The organism is Salipiger sp. ABF4_146 (assembly GCF_056161345.1).
The window spans coordinates 1-19,623 of record NZ_JBSWYX010000034.1; the positions used below are offsets into that span (position 1 = coordinate 1).

Sequence of the window (19,623 nt, forward strand, 5' to 3'; positions counted from 1 at the left end):
CGCTGGCTCAGCTTGCCGCCTCGCCGCCGCCCCGTCTGGCGCCCCGATCAGCGCCTCAGCGCCGCCGGTGAGGGGGCTTTTACGGATACCCACCCGGACCCGCAAGCGGTTTTTTCAGATTTCTGGATCTTTTTCTGGGTCGACGCGGCGTCAGCCGTTCGACCGGGCCGTGAAGGCCTGTTTTTTAGGAAGCTAGGCCCGCCGCGCCGCCTGTCCAGCGGCGGCGCGGCGGGCTTGGCTCACTCCTTGATCAGCATCTTGCGGGGAATGTCGCAGAAGACCTCGGGCGCGCCGTCGGTGATGGCGATCGATTCCGTGGTCTCATACCCCCAGCTCTCCATCCAAAGGCCGGTCATGAAGTGAAAGGTCATGCCGGGCTGCAGCTCGGTCTTGTCGCCGCGGCGGATCGACATGGTGCGCTCGCCCCAGTCCGGCGGATAGCTGAGACCGATGGAGTAGCCCGCGCGGTTGTCCTTCTCGATACCGTATTTTTCGAGCGTGCCGAAGAAGCCCTTGGCGATGTCCTCGCACAGATTGCCGGCGCGGGCCGCTTCCAGCCCGGCCTCCATCCCCTCGAGCACCGCCTTTTCGGCGTCGAGAATCTCTTGCGGCGGTTTGCCGAGGTAGATCGTGCGCGACAGTGGCACGTGGTAGCGCTGGTAGCAGCCTGCGATTTCGAAGAAGGTCCCCTCCCCCGACTTCATCGGCAGGTCGTCCCACGTCAGATGCGGCGCGGCGGCGTCGGGGCCCGACGGCAGCAGCGGCACGATCGCCGGGTAGTCGCCGCCATGGCCGTACCATTCATCATAGCGCAGACCGGCGTCGTAGATCTCGGCCACCAGATCGCATTTGCGAATGCCGACCTCGACCTTGTCGGCAATGCGGTGGTGCATGCGCTCGACGATGCGCGCGGCCTGACGCATGTATTCGAGTTCTTTGTCCGATTTCACCGCGCGCTGCCAGTTGATGAACCCGGTGATGTCCTTGAGCTTGGCATCGGGCAGCCCGTGAGTCAGCCGCTCAAAGGCGCGGGCCGAGAACCAGTAGTTGTCCATCTCGACGCCGATCGTGCCCTTGTCCCAGCCCAGATCAGCGAGCTTGGCGCAGAGATACTCCATCGGGTGGCGTTCTGTGGACTGTACGTACTCGTCCGGATAGCCGATGACGTGCTCGGGCTGCATCCAGACTGTGCGGTAGGCCCCATTGGCGTCCTGACCGCGACCAAACCAGACCGGCGGGCCGGACGGGCCGACCAGCACGCATTGGTGCACGTAAAACGACCAGCCGCCGTAGCCTGCGACCCAAGCCATGTTCGACGGGTCGCTGAGGATCAGCAGATCGAGCCCGTCGCGCTCCATGCGGGCGCGGATCTTGACCAGCCGGGCCTCGTATTCCTCGGTCGTGTAGCGCTCTGGCGTTCGTTGGAGTTCGGGCATTCAGGCCTCTTTTGAAAATGCGGCGAGCGCATGGGTTGCGATTGCGGTGTCCTGCACACCGGTGCCGGTCAGATCGGCGATGGTGATCTGCGCCGGATTGCTGCGGCCGGGATGGCGGCCGATGAGGATGTCGCCCAGTTCCGGGATCTCCGCCGGGGCGGGCGCGCAGCCGGCGGCGAGCGCGGCGCGCAGTTCGCCCATCTCGCGCGTCTGGCTGACACGATCAGCGACGTAGAGATCGGCGCGGGCAAGGCAAGCGGGTTCCAGTTCGCATTTTCCCGACTGATCGCTGCCCATGGCGGTGACATGCTGGCCGGCGCGCAGCCAGTCGGCGCGCAGGATGGGATCGGTCGCCGGGGTGGTGGTGACGATCACATCGGCAAACCCGGCGGCGTCGGCGGCGTCGGCCGTGGCGCGCACCAAAAGCTCGGACGTGGTCATCTCGGCGGCCAGCGCCTCGGCCTTGGCCGGATCGCGCGCCCAGATCACCGCCTCGCGGATCGGCCGCACGAGACAGAGCGCCTGCAATTGCATCCGCGCCTGCAGCCCCGCCCCGAAGATCGCCGCGCGGTTGGCGTCCGCGCGGGCAAGGTGCCGCGCCGCCACACCGCCCGCAGCCGCCGTGCGCACGTCGGTCAGATAGCCATTGTCGAGCAGCACCGCCTGCACCCGCCCGGTCTGCGACGACAGCACCACCATCAACCCCGAGGTCGAGGGCAGCCCCTTGGCCGGGTTGCCGAAGAACCCCGGCGAGAGCTTCACCGCAAAGCCCGGCAGGCCCGGCACATAGGCGGTTTTCACGTCCAACTCGCCGTTCACATCCGGCATATGCATCGACAGGATCGGCGGCATCTCCACCCCGCCTTTCGCGAGCGTGGCAAAGGCCGCCTCAACCACATCAATGGCCTTGGCATCCAGCGCCACGGCGGCGCGCAGATCGGCCTCGTGCAGAATGCGTATGTCACTCATGCTTGTGCCTCCACGATGGCGGCGTGGCGCGCCGGGTCGATGTTGCCGCCCGAAAGCAGCAGCACTAGCGGACCGGCCTCGGCGCGCAGCTTGCCGGCAAGGATCGCCCCTGCCCCGACCGCCGCCGCGCCCTCGACGGTTTCCCCGTCCCGCACAGACAAGTGGCGGATGCCCGCGGCGATCTCGTCTTCGGTGAGAAGGATCAGCGCGTCCATCAGATCGCGGCACAGCGCAAAGGTCAGGCGGTTCTCCATGCCAATGCCGCCGCCCAGCGAGTCGGCCAGCGTCTCCATCTCTTCCACCTCGACCGGGTGCCCGGCGGCAAGGCTGGCGGCCATCGCCGCGCCGCGCTCCATGGAAATGCCGATGATGCGGATGTCGGGCCGCAGCGCCTTGGCGGCCAGCGCCACACCGGCCAGCAGCCCGCCGCCCGACAGCGGGATCGCCAGCGCCGCCGCCTCGGGAACTTGCTCCAGCATCTCCAGCGCCAGCGTGCCCTGCCCGGCGATGACATCCGGATGATCGAAGGGCGGGATCAGGGCAAAGCCCTCTTGCGCCTCGAGCCGACGCGCTTCTTCGAAAGCCTCGTCCTGACTGGCGCCGATGACGCGGGCCTCGGCCCCCAGCGCCGTGATCGCGTCAAGCTTGTTCTGCGGCACCAGACGCGACACGCAGATCACCGCTGGAAGGCCAAGCTGCGCCGCCGCATGGGCCAGCGCCCGCCCGTGGTTGCCGGTCGAGGCCGTGGTTACCCCCGCCACCTGACCCAGCCGCGCGACGGCGTTCGACGCGCCGCGCAGCTTGAAGGCGCCCGTGTCCTGATGATGCTCGCATTTCAGCCAGACCGGGCCGCCCGCCAGGTCCGACAGGCTGGCAGAGGATTTCACTGGTGTATGCCGGATCATCGCGCTGATCCGCTCCGCCGCCGCGGCGACGTCCTCCATCCCCAACATCTGCGCACCTTCGTTCATTGCGGCGACCGTCGCTCAGGAGGTTCGCGATGTCCAGCGTTGCGGCAGACACCACCCCGCGGCCCGGCCAGAGACGCCCGACAAACGTGCAACACGCCGGCCCCGCCCCTGCGATGATTGACAAACCCGCGGATCGCCGGAACAAGCGAGGGATGGACAGCAGCCGCCTCGACACCAGAGACATCGCCATTCTCGCCACGCTCAGCCGCGAGGGCCGCATCGCCAAGACGGAACTGGCGGCGCGGGTGAATCTCTCGCCCACCCCCTGCTGGGAACGGATGAAGCGGCTGGAAAAGGCTGGGCTGATCACCGGCTACCGCGCCGAGATCGACCTCGCCGCGCTTGGACCGCATGTGCAGGTCTTCGTCACAGTCGAGCTCGACAGTCACCGCGCCGAAAGCTTTCAACTGTTCGAGCGCACCGTCGCGCGGATGGATGAAATCACCGGCTGCTGGGCCATCGGGGGCGGCTATGACTATCTGATGCAGGTGGTTACCACGGATGTCGCCACCTTTCAGGACCTGATGGACGGGCTGCTGGAAAGCCGCGCCGGGGTGCGGCGCTACTACAGCTATATCGTCACCAAGCCGGTGAAGAGCGACCCGCCCGCGCTGGGGCTGCTGCGCGGCCAGACCTAGAAAGGCAGAGAGTTTCTCCGCCGCCAGCACGCGACGCAGAGAAAATTTCTTGCCCGGCAGGAAACTTCCCGAAAAATCTCTGCCCGTGCTGCGTCATGCTTGCCCCATCAAGGAGGTGCGCAAGCATGAGCGATCTGTCAAACCGACCGACTTTCGGACTTACCGATCCGGGCCTGCTGCCCGGCGAAGGGGATTTTGCCGGCGAAGGCCGCCTCGCGGTCCGCGACCCGGCCACCGGCGCGCTGATTGCACAGGTGTCGATCAGCGACGCGCGTGGCGCGCGGATGGCGGTGGATGCCGCAGATGCCGCCTTCGACGGCTGGGCCACCACGCTGCCGCAAGACCGCGCCGCGATCCTGCACCGCTGGCACGCGCTGATCATGGAAGCCAAGGAAGACCTGTCGCGCATCATGGTCGCCGAACAGGGCAAGCCGATCAGCGAAGCACGCGGCGAGATCGACTACGCCGCCAGCTTCGTGCAGTTCTACGCCGAAGAGGCGCTGCGCCCGAACATCGAGGGCGTTACCAGCCACCTGCATGACGCCGAGATGGAGCTCTGGCGCGAGCCGGTGGGCGTGGCCGCACTGATCACCCCGTGGAACTTTCCCAGCGCGATGATCACCCGCAAGGCCGCCGCCGCGCTGGCCGCCGGCTGCACCGTGGTCATCCACCCCTCTGCCGAAACCCCGCTGTCGGCGCTGGCGCTCGCCGTGCTTGCACAGCGCGCGGGCTTCCCCGACGGCGTGGTCAACACGGTGGTCGGCGATGCCGCCGCCATCGTCGGCGAGTGGACTTCGGACAAGCGGGTCCGCGCGCTGTCGTTCACCGGCTCCACCGAAGTCGGCCGCCTGCTTTACCGCCAGTCGGCGGACACCGTGAAACGGCTGGTGATGGAGCTTGGCGGCCATGCCCCCTTCATCGTCTTCAAGGGCGCCGACATCGACCGCGCGGTGACCGAAGCGATCAAGGCCAAGTTCGCCACCTCGGGGCAGGACTGCCTCGGCGCCAACCGCTTCTACATCCAGCGTCCCGTCTACGACGAGTTCTGCAAGAAATTCACCAAGGCGGTCGAGGCGCTGACTCTCGGCAAGGGCATGGATGACCCCGACATCGGCCCGCTGATCCACGAGCGCGCCATCGACAAGCAGCAGGCGCATGTGGCGGACGCCGTCGCCAAGGGCGCCAAGCTGCTCACCGGCGGCGACGTGGATGAGACCCTCGGCAAGCTCTTCTACAAGCCGACGGTGCTGGCCGATGTGCCCGACGCCGCGGCGATCATGTCTGAAGAAACCTTCGGCCCGGTCGCGCCGCTGACGGTGTTCGATGACGAGGAGGAGGTGATCGCCCGCGCCAATGCCACCGAATACGGGCTCGTCGCCTATGTCCACAGCCTCGACCCGCGCCGCATCTACCGCCTGACCCGCGCGCTGCAGTTCGGCATGGTCGCGGTCAACCGCACCAAGGTCACCGGCGCGCCGATCCCCTTCGGCGGCACCAAGCAATCCGGGCTGGGCCGCGAAGGCGCCCGGCAGGGCCTCGAGGCCTTCACCGACATCAAATACGTCTGCCGCGACTGGGGCTGACGCCTCCCGCAGACCCAACAGGATACCCAAGGAGACGACATGCTGACCAACGACCAACTCGCCAAATGGGACCGCGAGAACTTCTTCCACCCCTCGACCAACCTCGGCCAGTTTGCCCGCGGCGAAGGCCCGCAGCGCATCGTCACCGGCGGCAGCGGCGTGCACATCACCGACCGCGACGGCAACCAGTTGCTCGACGGCTTCGCCGGGCTCTACTGCGTCAACGTCGGCTACGGCCGCACCGAGATCTCCGAGGCCATCGCCAAACAGGCGCATGAACTGGCCTATTACCACGCCTACGCCGGTCACGGCTCGGAGGCCTCGATCACCCTGTCGAAGATGGTCATGGACCGCGCGCCCGAGAACATGGCGCGGGTCTACTTCGGCCTCGGCGGTTCGGACGCCAACGAGACCAACATCAAGCTGATCTGGTACTACAACAACATCCTTGGCCGCCCCGAGAAAAAGAAGATCATCTCGCGCTGGCGCGGCTACCACGGCTCGGGCCTGATGACCGGCTCGCTGACCGGGCTGGAGTTGTTCCACAAGAAGTTCGACCTGCCGCTGGCGCAGGTGATCCACACCGAAGCGCCCTACTACTTCCGCCGCCCCGACCTGAACATGTCCGAGGCCGACTTCACCGCGCATTGCGTCGCGGAACTGGAAGCGCTGATCGAGCGCGAAGGCGCCGACACCATCGCCGCCTTCATCGGCGAGCCCGTTCTGGGCACCGGCGGCATCGTGCCCCCGCCCGAGGGCTACTGGCAGGCGATCCAGAAGGTGCTCGACAAACACGACATTCTGCTGGTGGTCGACGAGGTGGTGACCGGCTTTGGGCGTCTTGGCTCGATGTTCGGCTCGGACCACTACGGCGTGAAGCCTGACCTGATCACCTCGGCCAAGGGCCTGACCTCGGCCTACGCCCCGCTTTCGGCCTCGATCGTCGGCCAGCGCATGTGGGACGTGCTGTGTCAGGGCACTGACGAATACGGTGTTCTGGGCCACGGCTGGACCTACTCGGCGCACCCGATCGGCGCGGCAGCCGGCATTGCCAACCTCGAACTGATCGACAAGCTGGGTCTGGTCGAAAACGCCGGGACCACCGGCGCCTATCTGGTGAACACCATGCGCGAGGCGGTGGGCGAGCACGCCAACGTCGGCGAGGTGCGCGGCGAGGGCATGCTCTGCGCGGTGGAACTGGTCGCCGAACGTGACGGGCGCAAGTTCTTTGACGCCGCGGAAGGAAAAGGCGCCAAAGTCGTCGCTGCGATGCTCGAACGCGGGGTGATCGCGCGCGCCATGCCGCAGGGCGACATCCTCGGCTTCGCACCGCCGCTGTGCCTGACCAAGCAAGAGGCGGACAAGATCGTCTCGGTCACCAAGGATGCCATCACCAGCGTTCTGGGCTGATATCGCTCTTGGGCACCGCGCGCCAAAGCGCGCGGTGCCAACCGTTCACGACAGGCCGCCGCGATAGCCGATGCGCGCCATGAACCTGTCCATCTCCTGCTGCGGCGGGCGTTTTCCGGTGTAGATTTCCACGTAACTGGGAAACCGCTCCAGCCGCTCCGCCAGCGGCTCTTCCACCCGCATCGAGATATAGCCGACCTGCACCAGATAGATGGTCCGCGCCCGCACGTCGGCATCCTCGGGCCCATGCCCCCATGTCTCGAGCATGTCCCGTAGCGCCGCCAGCCGCTCCGCATCGGCGCGCTGCAGCCGCGCCAGCACCTCCGGGTCCTGCTGCGCCCACGCGCGCACCGCGATCTCCAGCTTGGTGTCGAACAGATCGTCGGACAGGAACGTGCTGATCACATTCAGCATCGCCTCGGTCTCGGTCGCCGCATACTCGCGGCTCGCCGCCACCAGCGCGCCGGTCGTGCTGTCCTCCCAACGGTCCAGCAGCCTGCCGAGCAGCTGTTTGCGGTCCTTGAAGAACCAGTAAAAGCTTGTCCGCGACAGCTGCAACGCATTGGCCAGCGGCAGAATTTTCACCGCATCGACGCCCTTCTCGACCAACGCCTCATAAGCCGCGTCGAGCCAGACATCCTGCGATCCGCGCCAGCCGCGGTCGGGCGTAGTAGTGTCGGTCATGGTCGCTGCCCTGCTTGTCTGCCCCGTAGTTGTCTACAAAATGTGCATTACTGTCCAGAAAGTTCATCCGCAGGATTGGTCACCGATGAACTATTTCTTGACAGGTATGCACATTCTGGAACTGTGGCGCGCAGGCATCCCACTCAATGAAGGCACCGCGCATGTCGAACGATCCGCTTTTGCAGCCGTACCAGCTGAAACACCTGACGCTGAAGAACCGCATCCTGATCACCAGCCACGAGCCCGCCTACCCCGAAGACGGCATGCCCAAGGACCGCTACCGCGCCTACCACGTCGAACGCGCCAAGGCCGGCGTGGCGCTGACCATGACCGCCGGATCGGCGTCCGTCTCGCGCGACAGCCCGCCGGTGTTCAACAATATCCTCGCGTGGAAGGACGAGGTCGTGGGCTGGATGCGCAAGCTGACGCAGGAGTGCCATGACGAGGGCTGCGCGGTGATGATCCAGCTGACCCACCTTGGCCGCCGCACCCGCTGGGACAAGGGCGACTGGCTGCCGGTGCTGGCCCCCGGCCACGAGCGCGAGCCCGCCCACCGCGCCTTCCCCAAGAAGATGGAAGACTGGGACATCGCGCGGGTCATCGAGGATTACGCGCAGGCCGCCGAACGCATGCAGGCCGCCGGTCTCGATGGCATCGAGCTCGAAGCCTATGGCCACTTGATGGATCAGTTCTGGTCGCCGCTGACCAATGATCTCGACGCGCCCTACGGCGGCGATCTCGACAACCGGCTGCGCTTTGGCTTCGACGTGCTGCGCGCCATCCGCGCCCGCTGCGGCGAGGACTTCATCGTGGGCGTGCGCTACACCGGCGACGAATGCCTGCCCGGCGGCACCAGTCGCGACGACGGTCTGGCGATCTCGCAAAAGCTGAAGGACTCCGGGCTGGTCGACTTCCTCAACGTGGTGCGCGGCCATATCGACACCGATCCCGGCCTCACCGATGTCATCCCCATTCAGGGCATGAAGGGCGCGCCGCACCTCGACTTCGCCGGCGAGATCCGCGCCGCGACGAAGTTCCCCACCTTCCACGCCGCCAAGATCCCCGATGTCGCCACCGCGCGCCACGCCATCGCCAGCGGCAAGCTCGACATGGTCGGCATGACCCGCGCCCATATGGCCGACCCGCATCTGGTGCGGAAACTGACGCAGGGCCGCGAGGACGACATCCGCCCCTGCGTCGGCGCCAACTACTGTCTCGACCGCATCTATCAGGGCGGCATGGCGCTATGCCTGCACAATCCCTCCACCGGGCGCGAGATCGAGATGCCGCACAGGATCGCCAAGGCCGAAATCGCCAAGCGCGTGACCGTGGTCGGTGCCGGCCCCGCGGGCATGGAGGCCGCCCGCGTCGCCGCCGAGCGCGGCCATGCGGTGACCGTTTTCGAAGCCGCGGATCAGCCCGGCGGCCAGATCCGTCTGACCGCCCTGCAGGAACGCCGCCGCGAGATGTCCTCGATCATCGCCTGGCGCTTCGATCAATGCGAGAAGCTGGGCGTGTCCTTCCGCTTCAACGCCTTTGCCGACGAGGCCGACGTGCAGGCCACCGATCCCGACGAGGTGATCATCGCCACCGGAGGTCTGCCGCATACCGAGGTACTGACCGAAGGCAATGATCTGGTGGTCTCGGCGTGGGACATCCTGTCGGGCGACGTGAAACCGGCGCAGAACGTGCTGGTGTACGACGACGCGGGCGATCACGCCGGCCTTCAGGCCGCAGATGTGATCTCGGCCACCGGCGCGCGGGTCGAGATCGTCACCCCCGACCGCGCCTTCGCGCCAGAGGTCATGGCGATGAACCTCGTGCCCTACATGCGCGCGCTGCAGGGCCGCGACACCACGTTCACCGTCACATGGCGGCTGCGCTCGGTCGCCCGTGACGGCAACCAGCTTTGTGCCACGCTGGGCTCGGACTACGGCGACGTGACCCGTGCGCGGCAGGTGGACCAAGTGGTGGTCAACCACGGCACCCGCCCGCTTGACGAGCTCTACTTCGGGCTCAAACCGCTGTCGCGCAATCTGGGGGAGGTGGACTACGAGGCGCTGTCGACCGGCGGCGCGCAGGCCCTCGCGCGCAATCCCGAGGGCCGGTTCCGGCTGTTCCGCATCGGCGATGCCGTGGCCGCGCGCAACACCCACGCGGCGATCTACGACGCGCTGCGCCTCGCGCGCGGGCTCTGAGCCGCCCGCGGAATGCCGCCCATGCCTGCCCCGCGCAGGCGCAGCGCCTCGATCTCGTCGTCGTTCTGCTGCCCCTGCAGCAGACCCTGCCCGAGGGCATAGCGCGCGGGCAGGCAAAAGGCGGGGCGCGCCGCGTGACAGGCGGGCAGACCGCGTGGATCGCCGCGCGCACCGGCACACGAAGACGCAGGCACCCGAAGACGCAAAAGCGGCCGCGATGCCCCGCATCACGGCCGCCTTGATCGGCGCGCAGCGCGCACGCCTCAGGCGTAAGCCAACGCCGTCCGGCTGCGATCAGACCGCCGCTTTCACGCTTTCCTCAAGATAGATCTCGCGCAGGCGCGTGGCCACCGGACCGGGCGTGCCCGCACCGATCGCCGCCCCGTCAACCTCGACCACCGGCATCACGAAGCTGGACGCGGAGGTGACAAAGGCCTCATCAGCCTCTTTCGCCTCGTCGATGGTAAAGCTGCGCTCTTCGACCACCATCTGCGCTTCCTTGGCAAAGCGCAGCACCGCGGCGCGGGTGATGCCGTGCAGGATTTCGGTCGACAGCTCGCGGGTGATGATCTTGCCGTCCTTGACGATATAGGCGTTGTTCGACGAGCCCTCGGTGACCTTGCCGTCCTCGACCATCCACGCGTCGTCGCAGCCGGCCTTCTTGGCGGCCATCTTCGCCATCGACGGGTAAAGCAGCTGCACCGTCTTGATGTCGCGGCGGCCCCAGCGGATGTCCTCAATGGAAATCACCTTGATGCCGGTCTTGGCGGCGGGGCTGTCGGCGAGGCCGGGCTTCGACTGGGTGAACAGCACCAGCGTCGGTTCGGTTGTCTCGGGGTCGGGGAAGGCAAAATCGCGGTCGCCGGCTGCGCCGCGGGTCACCTGCAGATACACCAGACCATCGGTGATCTCGTTGCGCGCCACCAGCTCGCGGTGGATCGCCAGCAGCTCGTCCTCGGTGCAGGGCGCCTTCATGTCCAGCTCGTTCAGCGAGCGAGCGAGACGCTTGGCGTGGCCGCCGAAATCGATCAGCTTGCCCCCCAGCACCGAGGTCACCTCGTAAACCCCGTCAGCCATCAGGAAGGCGCGGTCGAAGATCGACACCTTGGCTTCGGTCTCGGGCAGATACTCGCCATTGACGTAAACGGTGCGCATTGCAGCTCTCTCCATAATTCGATGTCGCTCAGTTCCGCGAAAGCGGAGCCGGGGTCAAGCCCGCCCGCGGTGCGCCAGCGGCGCGGGCCCCCCGTCAGGATCCTGCGGCGCCGGGGCTCAGCCCCAGAGCGCCGCCTCGGGGGCGTGCACGCCCGCCTCGTCATAAATCAGCGCCGGGTCACGGTCCTCGCCCAGCAGCAGCGGCGCGTCGAGATCGACGTATTGCGCGCCCTGCGCCACGATCAGCGCCGGCGCCATGGCCAGCGAGCTGCCCACCATGCAGCCGACGAAGATGCCGTAGCCCTCGGCCTTGGCCGCCTCGAGCAGCGCCAGCGCCTCGGTCAGACCGCCGGTCTTGTCGAGCTTGATGTTGACGATGTCGTATTTGCCCTTGAGCTTCGGCAGCGAGGCGCGATCGTGGCAGCTCTCGTCGGCGCAGATCGGCACCGGGCGTTCCATGCCCAGCAGCGCGTCATCCTCGCCCGCGGGCAGGGGCTGTTCGACCATCGCCACGCCAAGGCGCTTCAGGTGCGGTGCCAGCTCGGCGTAAACCTCGGGGGTCCAGCCCTCGTTGGCATCAACGATGATGGTGCTGTCGGGGGCCCCGGCGCGCACGGCTTCAAGGCGCGGCAGATCCTCGGGCGTGCCCAGCTTGACCTTCAGCAACGGACGGAAGGCGTTCTTGGCGGCCTGTGCCTGCATCTCTTCGGGCGCGGCAAGCGACAGCGTGTAGGCGGTCACCTCGGGCTGCGGCGCGGGCAGATCCAGCAGGTCCCAGACGCGCTTGCCTGCGGTCTTGGCTTCCAGATCCCACAGCGCGCAGTCCACGGCGTTGCGCGCGGCGCCCGACGGCAGCAGATCTTGCAGCGCCTCGCGGGTCACATCCTGCGGCAGCGATTTGATCTGCGCCTCGACGCTGTCCAACGTCTCGTCATAGCGCGCGTAGGGCACGCATTCGCCCCAACCGGTGATGCCGTCGCGGGTGATCTTGACGGTGATCACCTGGGATTCGGTGCGGCTGCCGCGCGAGATGGTGAAGACCTGCGCCAGCTTGAAGGTGTCGCGGGTGACCTCGATGCTCAAACCCTGCCCCTTTCATCTTTCCAAAAATACTCAATCCCCCGGCGCCGGCAGCGCCGCCGCCGGGGGTGATGTGGTCACTGTGCCAGATGGCTCAGAGCGCCGCCACCGCATCCGCGAGGCGATCCGCGCCATGGCGGTAGGGGTCGACGCAGGGCAGACCGAGGCTTTCCTCGACTTCTGCGCAATAGGCCTTGGCCTCGTCTTCACCCATGTGCTGGGTGTTGATCGACACGCCGATCACCTTGCAGTCGGGGTTGGCAACCTGCGCCAGTTGCAGCGCCACGTCGCGCACCGCTTCCAGCGTCGGCAGCTTATAGCCCGGCAGGCCGCGCATGTGGGTGCGGGTCGGCTCGTGGCAGAGCACCAGCGCGTCGGGCTGGCCGCCGTGCACCAGTGCCATGGTCACGCCCGAATAGGACACGTGGAACAGCGAGCCCTGACCTTCGATGATGTCCCAGTGGTCGGGATCATTGTCGGGCGTCAGGTATTCGATCGAGCCGGCCATGAAGTCGGCGATCACCGCGTCGAGCGGCACACCGTCGCCGGTGATCAGGATGCCGGTCTGGCCGGTGGCGCGGAAGGTCGATTTCATGCCCTTCTCACGCATCGCCGCGTCCAGCGCCAGCGCGGTGTACATCTTGCCGACCGAACAGTCGGTGCCCACGGCCAGCAGACGCTTGCCGGTGCGCTTCTCGCCATTGGCGATCGGGTATTGCACCGACGGGATGCGCACGTCGTGCAGCGTCTGGCCGGTGGCCTTGGCAACAGCGGCGAGGTCTTCTTCGTTGCGCAGCAGGTTGTGCAGGCCCGAGGCAAGGTCGAAACCCTCTTCCAGCGCCTCGACCAGCACCTTCTTCCAGGCTTGCGAGATCACGCCGCCACGGTTGGCGACGCCGATCACCAGCGTCTTGGCACCGGCGGCCTTGGCTTCGGCGAGGGTCATGTCCTTGAGGCCCAGGTCGGCCTTGCAGCCGTCGAGGCGGAACTGACCGACGCAGTTCTCGGGGCGCCAGTCCTTGATGCCTTGGGCCACCTTGGCGGCCAGACCGTCGGGTGCGTCACCGAGGAAGAGGAGATACGGCGTCTCGATCATGTGAATATATTCCCTGTGTTCGTGTCTGCTGTCGTCTCGGCGGGCATTCCGTGAGTGGCAGGCCGCCCCCGAGGTGTGTCGGCGCTCATTTTGCCCGGTATGCCACGCAAATCCGTCTCGATTTCCATGACGTTCGCGAAGCCAGCGCCAAATTTCCGCGCATTTTCCCGCAACCGCCGAAGAATCGTGCACGGCCTCTGGGCCGACCGTCAGATTACCGGCGCCGCGGCGCGGCAAATTTTGCTTGCGCAGCATGGAGCAATTTAATAACCCATACATCGCCACATATGTAATTTCATTACCCACTCGAGGTGCCCACATGAGCTTTCGCATCCAGCCCGCCGCGCCTGCCCGTCCGAACCGCTGCCAGCTTTTCGGACCCGGCTCGCGCCCTGCGATCTTTGAGAAGATGGCCGGCAGCGCCGCGGATGTGATCAACCTCGATCTCGAGGACTCGGTGGCCCCGGACGACAAGGATAGCGCACGAGCCAATATCATCGAGGCGATCGGCGACATCGACTGGGGCAAGAAGACCCTTTCGGTGCGCATCAACGGGCTCGACACCCCCTATTGGTACCGCGACGTGGTCGACCTGCTGGAACAGGCCGGCGACCGGCTCGACCAGATCATGATCCCCAAGGTCGGCTGCGCGGCCGATCTCTACGCCGTCGACGCGCTGGTCACCGCGGTGGAGCGCGCCAAGGGCCGGACCAAGGCGATCAAGTTCGAGGTGATCATCGAAAGCGCCGCCGGCATCGCCCATGTGGAAGAGATCGCCGCCGGCTCGCCCCGGCTCGAGGCGATGAGCCTCGGCGCCGCCGATTTCGCCGCCTCCATGGGCATGGCGACCACCGGCATCGGCGGCACGCAGGAAAATTACTACATGCTGCACGAGGGCGCCAAACACTGGTCGGACCCGTGGCACTGGGCGCAGGCCGCCATCGTCGCCGCCTGCCGCACCCATGGCGTGTTGCCGGTCGACGGGCCGTTCGGCGATTTCTCGGATGACGCGGGCTATCGCGCGCAGGCGCTGCGCTCGGCGACGCTGGGCATGGTCGGCAAATGGGCGATCCACCCCAAGCAGGTGGCGCTGGCCAACGAGGTCTTCACCCCCTCCGAAGGCGCGGTCACCGAAGCGCGCGAGATCCTCGCCGCCATGGAGGACGCCAAGGCCAAGGGCGAAGGTGCCACGGTCTACAAGGGACGGCTGGTGGACATCGCCTCTATCAAACAGGCCGAGGTGATCGTGCGCCAATCCGAGATGATCGCCAGCGCCTGAGCCCACTGCCCGTCCCCGCGGGGACGGGCGCGCGATGCAACAACCGCTGTGCAAGCCCCGCCGCCGTCCCCGCGGGGACGGCGCCTCGCCCAGTCCACGCCCCCGGCGACGCCCACCCCGGCGCGACCTGTCCCGGCGCGACCTGCCCGGCCTTGACCGAAGCAGCCTCCGCCGCCTAGCCTGCGGCTGCATTCAAGACCTCATTTCAGTCATGTCATTTCCCAAACGGAGGCCGCCATGCGTCTCGCGCACCGACTGCCGTATCTCCGCCTGCCTGCCATCTGCCTGCTGCTCTCCGGCGCGATCCTCTCGGGTCTGCTTGGCGCCCCGGCAAGTGCAGACGTCACGCCCTTCAAAACCCCCTCGGGCAACATCGAATGCTACATCGGCGACAGCGGCACCGCGACTGATCTGCAATGCGCGATCTTCGAGTTCAGCGCCGCGCCCAACCAGCCCCGCCCAGCCAATTGCAGCGGCGCATGGGGGCATACTTATGTGCTGCTCGAACGCGGCCCCGTGCAGATGAGCTGCGGCGGGCCGGGCCCGAAGAATACCGCGCCCGGTGTCGATGTCGCGCCCTATGGCGTCTCGGCCCGCTGGGGCGGTATCTCGTGCCTGTCGGACACCTCCGGGCTGCGCTGTCAGAACGCCGATGGGCATGGGTTTCTGCTGTCGCGCCGGGTGCTCGAGGTCTGGTAGGCCCGGCAGCGAATTCTGGACAGCGCCCGCCCGCGCTCCAGCTTCTTCTGCATCGGACGAGGGAAAACGCGCAGGCCGTGGCGGGCCGTGTTGCGCCTGTTACTGTGCAGCGCTAGAGCGCGCCGGACGGGTTCCGCGAAACAAGAAACGCGCCACAAGATACGCGCCAAGGAGGATGTTGATGACGCAGTTCACGCTCGGATGGGAAGAATGGCTCGCCTTGCCCGGTCTTGGCCTGCCGGCGATCCGCGCCAAGGTGGACACCGGCGCGCGGACCTCGGCGCTGCACGCCTTCGCCATCGAGCCCTTCGGCCCGGCTGAAAAGCCGATGGTGCGCTTCGCCATCCATCCCGATCCCGCCGACCCCGATCTCGAGATCATCTGCTCCGCCCCCCTGATGGACCGGCGCGAGGTGACCTCGTCGAACGGCGAGACCGAGCTGCGTTTCGTGATCGAGGCCGAGGTGGTCATGGGCGAGCGCCGCTGGCCGATCGAGATCACCCTCACCGATCGCGGCAGCATGGCCTACCGCATGCTGCTGGGCCGCAGCGCGCTGCTTGATGACATGATCGTCTCGCCCACCCAGCGCATGCAGCAGCCCGAACTGTCGTTCGATTCCTACCGCGCCCTGCCGCGCCGCCAGCGCGCCCAGCGCGCGCTGCGCCTTGCGGTGCTGACCCGCGAGCCGCACAACTACTCGACCAAGCGGCTGATCGAGGCTGCCGAAAGCCGCGGCCACGCGATGGAGGTGATCGACACCTCGCGCTGCTACATGAACATTCGCGCCGTCGGCGGCGAGGTGCATTACGACGGTCGCCGTCTGCCGCATTACGATGCGGTGATCCCGCGTATCGGCGCGTCGATCACCAGCTACGGCACCGCCGTGGTGCGGCAGTTCGAAAGCATGGGCACCTATTGCCTGTCGGGCTCGGAAGGCATCAGCGTCTCGCGCGACAAGCTGCACGCGCATCAGGTGCTGGCCCGCAACCGCATCGGCATGCCGACCACCGCCTTTGCCCGCAGCCCCAAGGACTCGGGCAATCTGGTGGAACTGGTGGGCGGCGCGCCACTGGTGCTGAAGCTGCTGGAAAGCAGTCAGGGCAAGGGCGTTGTTCTGGCCGAGACGCGCAAGGCGGCAGAGAGCGTGATCAGCGCGTTTCAGGGCCTGAAGGCCGACTTCCTCGTGCAGAGCTTCGTCAAGGAAGCCGCGGGCGAAGACATCCGTTGCCTCGTGGTGGGCGGCAAGGTGGTGGCCACCATGCGCCGCCGCGGCAAGCCTGATGATTTCCGTTCGAACCTGCATCAGGGCGGCACCGCCGAGAAGGTGCGGATCAGCCGCGAAGAGCGCGAGGTGGCGATCAAGGCGGCACGGGCGATGAAGCTCGACGTGGCGGGCGTTGATCTGCTGCGCGGCGCCGACGGGCCGAAGGTGCTGGAGGTGAACAGCTCGCCGGGGCTCGAAGGCATCGAGAAGACCTCGGGCAAGGACATCGCCGGGCTGATCATGGAGCACATCGAGACCAAAGTCGCCCCGAAACCACCCCGCTCGAAGGGCCGGACAAAGCGCAGCATCGCCTGAGCCGGGACGCCGCCGCGCGCAGTCATAGCATCAGCGGCTCGGCGTCCTCTTCCTCAGGCGCCGTGTCGTCGGTGACAGGTACGTCATCTTCTGCCGTCAGCAGCGCCGCCATCTCGGCGCTGCTCGGCAGGTGCGTGTATTCATTGGCGACATACTCGCGCTGCAGCCACTCGTCGTAGGAGTCAATCAGCGTGCCGTCGCTTTCCCAGACTTGCGGGTCATGGGCGGCGTATTCGAGGAAGGTCGCGCGCAGATCTTCAAGCTCGGCCCCCTCGACGTTCTCTTCGAACCCCCAAGTGGCATAGCCGTGGTAGCTGGTGACCGTCAGGTCCGAGGAATAATCCCCGGCCGCCGCCGCGGCAAACTCGGCGGCATGCACATGGTCGGAATGCTCCAGCTCTGCATGTTCGCTGGTGTGATCCTGAATGTGGATCTGCTCGGGGCTATGGCGCTCCATCAGCGCGGTGATCACCCCCTGCAACTGCTCGGTGGTGTAGCTGCCCTGCCCGTCCACCGTGCCAGCGCTGTCGATCGAGCCCTCCCACAGCTTTTGCAGACTGTCGAAGTCATAGCGCTCGGACCCGCTGCCATCGAACCCGTCGGGCAGGCGCAGGAAATAAAGCCGCACGTCGGGCTGACTTTCCAGATAGGAGCTGGCGACGTCGAAGACGCTGTCGCCAACCGTCACGCTGACCCGCTCGTCCACCCAGTCGTCGCTACCGGCCATATGGCCGTAGGCGTCTTTCTCTCCGGCCTCGCGCGCGCCCCAGTAATCCTGCCCCAGCCCGAAGTCCCCGGCGGTGAGATAGACCGTGGTGACCGGCGCTGTGCCGTCGATGGCGTCATCAATGGTGGGGTTCATGAAGAGGATGTCGTCGTCCTGATGCGCGACGATGATCATGTCACCCCCGGCGGTCAGATCGGCCCCGTCAGGGATATCCCCCCCATCAGGCACCTCGCCTGTCCCCGCGGGGACACTATCCTCACCGCCCTCTTCCGGCTCTGTGTCCTGTCCGCCGGTGCTATCTCCGCCCCCCTCGGTGACGTCCGCCTCGCCCGACGTGTCCTCTGGCCCGGCATCCCCCAGAGGCGCGACCGTCAGCCCAGAGACCTCGCCGATCAGCGGGTCATCCTCGGGCCAGTTCGACCGACCGATCAGCAGGTTGGTGCGGTCCACGTCGGCAGGCACCACCCCCTGCCCCTCGGCGATACGCGCACCGTCCTTTTCGATCCACATGGTGCCATCGGCCTCGACGCCGACCGACCACTCGGCGGTCTGCCCCTGAACGATGGCGTTCTCCGCCTGCACGCGGTGATCCTCGCCACCCTGCCAGATGCCGAACATCACGCCCCCGGTGTTCTCGACCTGCGTCAGCAGGATGTTGTCCACCCCCGGCCCGCTGCCGAAATCGAACATGCGCTGCCAGTAGCCGCCCTGGATGTCATCGAACCGCGCGGTAAGGCTGAGTGTGAACGGCCCGTCCACCTGCGCCACGCGGCTGTCCTCTCCCCCGGTGCCTGACACGCTCTCCGCGTCGGGCAGCGTATCCTCCTCCGAGGGCGTTTGGTCTCCCGGGATGGTAGCGTCGCCGGGCAGCGTATCTTGCCCTGTCACGGTGTCTGCGTCGGGCAGCGTGTCACCCCCGCCCGAGGTGCTTTCGTCGCCGGTCTCTGCGGCGCTGGTGACATTCAGATCAAGCAGCACCCCATCAAGCGCATCGCCGCCCGCGCCAGCCGCCTCGCCCAGAACCATCTGCTGGCCATCGCCGAGCGCTGGCACGACGGCCTGCGTCTCGGCCAGGCGCAGGCCGTCATTCTCGAGCCACATGGTCCCGTCGTCCTCGACACCCGCGGCGAGCCGCGCATACTCGCCTTCGACCAGCGCACCTTCGACGATCAGTTGGTGGCGTTCGCCCCCGTCCGACACTTCGAACATCAGGTCCTCCGAAGCGCCCACCTGCGTCAGCCGCACGCCCGCCTCTCCGTTCTCAGATGTGGCCTCGAACAGTCCCTGCCACGCCCGCCCGCTCAGATCGTCGAACCGCGCGGTGAGATCGACCCGGAACGCCCCGGCCAGCGGTACCGGATTGTTGAGCCGTCCACCGTCCTCGGCCTCGTCTGCATTCGTGATGTCTAGCCCCAGCACCGCGCCGGCAAGCGGATCGTCCCAGACGCTGTTCGACTCGCCCACAAGCTCCGAGGCGCGCGGCACGTCCGAGGGCACAACCCCCTGCCCCTCGACCAGCCGCGCCCCGTCCTTGGCAATCCACATGCGCCCGTCCGGATCGACGCCCGCCTGCCATGTGGCAGTCTCGCCCTCGGTGATCGCGCCGGCCGCGGTGATCATATGCACCGCGCCGTTCTCGACGACGGCGAACATCATGTCGCCGGTGTTTTCATACTGCGAGAGGATGACGTTGTTGGCCTCTGCGCCATTGCCGAGATCAACGATGCGCTGCCAGTAGCCGCCGATCAGATTGTCAAAGCGCGCCACCGCCTCGATGCGGAAGGCGCCGGAGATGTCTTCGATGTCATGGGCGGGCGCGGTCATGTCGAACGGCGGCATGCCGGATCCTCAAAACGGCGGGTGGCGGGGCGGAACCGGCGGGCCAGCCGGCGTGCGCAAGGCTCGCCCAAATATGTCAATAATTCGACAAGTAACCTCGGCGTGAGTGCGATTGGCCCTTTGGTGGCCGGTGAACGGCGTGAATTACCTCTTGCGGCCAAAGGGTTCACCGGCCGGGACGCCACAAGCGCACCCGCCATGGCCACAGGAGGAGGCGGAAACAATGCATTGAAAAAGATCGCCTTTGTTTCACTTGTTTCCCACATCGATTCCCCGCGCC

Annotated in this window: 15 protein-coding genes; 7 read left to right on the top strand and 8 right to left on the bottom strand. The window is 66.8% G+C overall.

The window, feature by feature from the left end; all coding sequences use genetic code 11:
- Nucleotides 1–239: 239 nt before the first annotated feature.
- The 3 genes from doeA to eutB are packed head-to-tail and all read right to left on the bottom strand — an operon-like array spanning nt 240 to nt 3,376.
- Entirely contained in the window at nt 240–1,436 is a 1,197-nt protein-coding gene (gene doeA, locus ACXAJT_RS25910) for an ectoine hydrolase DoeA (protein WP_475241386.1), read from the bottom strand.
- Complete coding sequence (locus ACXAJT_RS25915; RefSeq protein ID WP_475241389.1) at nt 1,437–2,405, bottom strand: cyclodeaminase; 969 nt, start codon at nt 2,403–2,405, stop codon at nt 1,437–1,439.
- The gene (gene eutB, locus ACXAJT_RS25920) at nt 2,402–3,376 is read right to left on the bottom strand and encodes a hydroxyectoine utilization dehydratase EutB (protein ID WP_475241393.1); all 975 of its coding nucleotides are present in this window, start codon (nt 3,374–3,376) and stop codon (nt 2,402–2,404) included. Before eutB ends, ACXAJT_RS25915 begins: the two co-directional genes overlap by 4 nt.
- Before the next feature lie 152 nt (nt 3,377–3,528).
- Between eutB and ACXAJT_RS25925 the strand changes: the two genes are divergently transcribed.
- The 3 genes from ACXAJT_RS25925 (at nt 3,529) to ACXAJT_RS25935 (ending at nt 7,007) form a co-directional block, all read left to right on the top strand.
- Nucleotides 3,529–4,014, top strand: a complete 486-nt coding sequence (locus ACXAJT_RS25925; protein ID WP_475241396.1) for an Lrp/AsnC family transcriptional regulator — start codon at nt 3,529–3,531, stop codon at nt 4,012–4,014.
- 125 nt (nt 4,015–4,139) lie between these two features.
- Complete coding sequence (locus ACXAJT_RS25930; RefSeq protein ID WP_475241398.1) at nt 4,140–5,597, top strand: NAD-dependent succinate-semialdehyde dehydrogenase; 1,458 nt, start codon at nt 4,140–4,142, stop codon at nt 5,595–5,597.
- Nucleotides 5,598–5,636: 39 nt separating this feature from the next.
- Nucleotides 5,637–7,007, top strand: a complete 1,371-nt coding sequence (locus tag ACXAJT_RS25935) for an aminotransferase (RefSeq protein ID WP_475241401.1) — start codon at nt 5,637–5,639, stop codon at nt 7,005–7,007.
- Nucleotides 7,008–7,052: 45 nt separating this feature from the next.
- Here ACXAJT_RS25935 and ACXAJT_RS25940 read toward each other — a convergent pair whose 3' ends face one another.
- The gene (locus ACXAJT_RS25940; RefSeq protein WP_475241403.1) at nt 7,053–7,691 is read right to left on the bottom strand and encodes a TetR/AcrR family transcriptional regulator; all 639 of its coding nucleotides are present in this window, start codon (nt 7,689–7,691) and stop codon (nt 7,053–7,055) included.
- Between the two features lie 161 nt (nt 7,692–7,852).
- On the opposite strand from ACXAJT_RS25940, the gene hpbA reads away from it, so the two are divergent.
- On the top strand, nt 7,853–9,889 hold the full coding sequence (hpbA, locus tag ACXAJT_RS25945) for an N-methyl-L-proline N-demethylase HpbA (protein ID WP_475241406.1): 2,037 nt from the start codon (nt 7,853–7,855) through the stop codon (nt 9,887–9,889).
- Nucleotides 9,890–10,183: 294 nt separating this feature from the next.
- Here hpbA and ACXAJT_RS25950 read toward each other — a convergent pair whose 3' ends face one another.
- The 3 genes from ACXAJT_RS25950 to dgcN form a co-directional block, all read right to left on the bottom strand.
- Nucleotides 10,184–11,044 carry a D-amino-acid transaminase gene (locus ACXAJT_RS25950; RefSeq protein WP_475241408.1) on the bottom strand — a complete coding sequence of 287 codons (861 nt, stop codon included), beginning with the start codon at nt 11,042–11,044 and terminating at the stop codon, nt 10,184–10,186.
- A gap of 117 nt (nt 11,045–11,161) precedes the next feature.
- On the bottom strand, nt 11,162–12,127 hold the full coding sequence (gene dgcA, locus ACXAJT_RS25955) for an N-acetyl-D-Glu racemase DgcA (protein WP_475241412.1): 966 nt from the start codon (nt 12,125–12,127) through the stop codon (nt 11,162–11,164).
- A gap of 91 nt (nt 12,128–12,218) precedes the next feature.
- Nucleotides 12,219–13,220, bottom strand: coding sequence for an N-acetyltransferase DgcN (gene dgcN, locus ACXAJT_RS25960; RefSeq protein ID WP_475241414.1), 1,002 nt, complete (start codon nt 13,218–13,220; stop codon nt 12,219–12,221).
- A gap of 319 nt (nt 13,221–13,539) precedes the next feature.
- Here dgcN and ACXAJT_RS25965 point away from each other — a divergent pair, with 319 nt between their 5' ends.
- The 3 genes from ACXAJT_RS25965 to rimK all read left to right on the top strand — a co-directional run bounded on the left by ACXAJT_RS25965 (nt 13,540) and on the right by rimK (nt 16,777).
- A complete protein-coding gene (locus ACXAJT_RS25965; protein WP_475241416.1) occupies nt 13,540–14,499 on the top strand; it encodes an L-malyl-CoA/beta-methylmalyl-CoA lyase in 960 nt (319 codons plus the stop codon).
- A gap of 237 nt (nt 14,500–14,736) precedes the next feature.
- A complete protein-coding gene (locus ACXAJT_RS25970; RefSeq protein WP_475241418.1) occupies nt 14,737–15,198 on the top strand; it encodes a DUF6636 domain-containing protein in 462 nt (153 codons plus the stop codon).
- Nucleotides 15,199–15,379: 181 nt separating this feature from the next.
- A complete protein-coding gene (gene rimK / locus ACXAJT_RS25975) occupies nt 15,380–16,777 on the top strand; it encodes a 30S ribosomal protein S6--L-glutamate ligase (RefSeq protein ID WP_475241421.1) in 1,398 nt (465 codons plus the stop codon).
- Nucleotides 16,778–16,799: 22 nt separating this feature from the next.
- On the opposite strand, the gene ACXAJT_RS25980 is transcribed toward rimK, so the two are convergent.
- Nucleotides 16,800–19,343 (bottom strand): PIG-L family deacetylase, encoded by a 2,544-nt coding sequence (locus tag ACXAJT_RS25980; protein WP_475241424.1) that lies wholly within the window; start codon nt 19,341–19,343, stop codon nt 16,800–16,802.
- Nucleotides 19,344–19,623 lie beyond the last annotated feature (280 nt).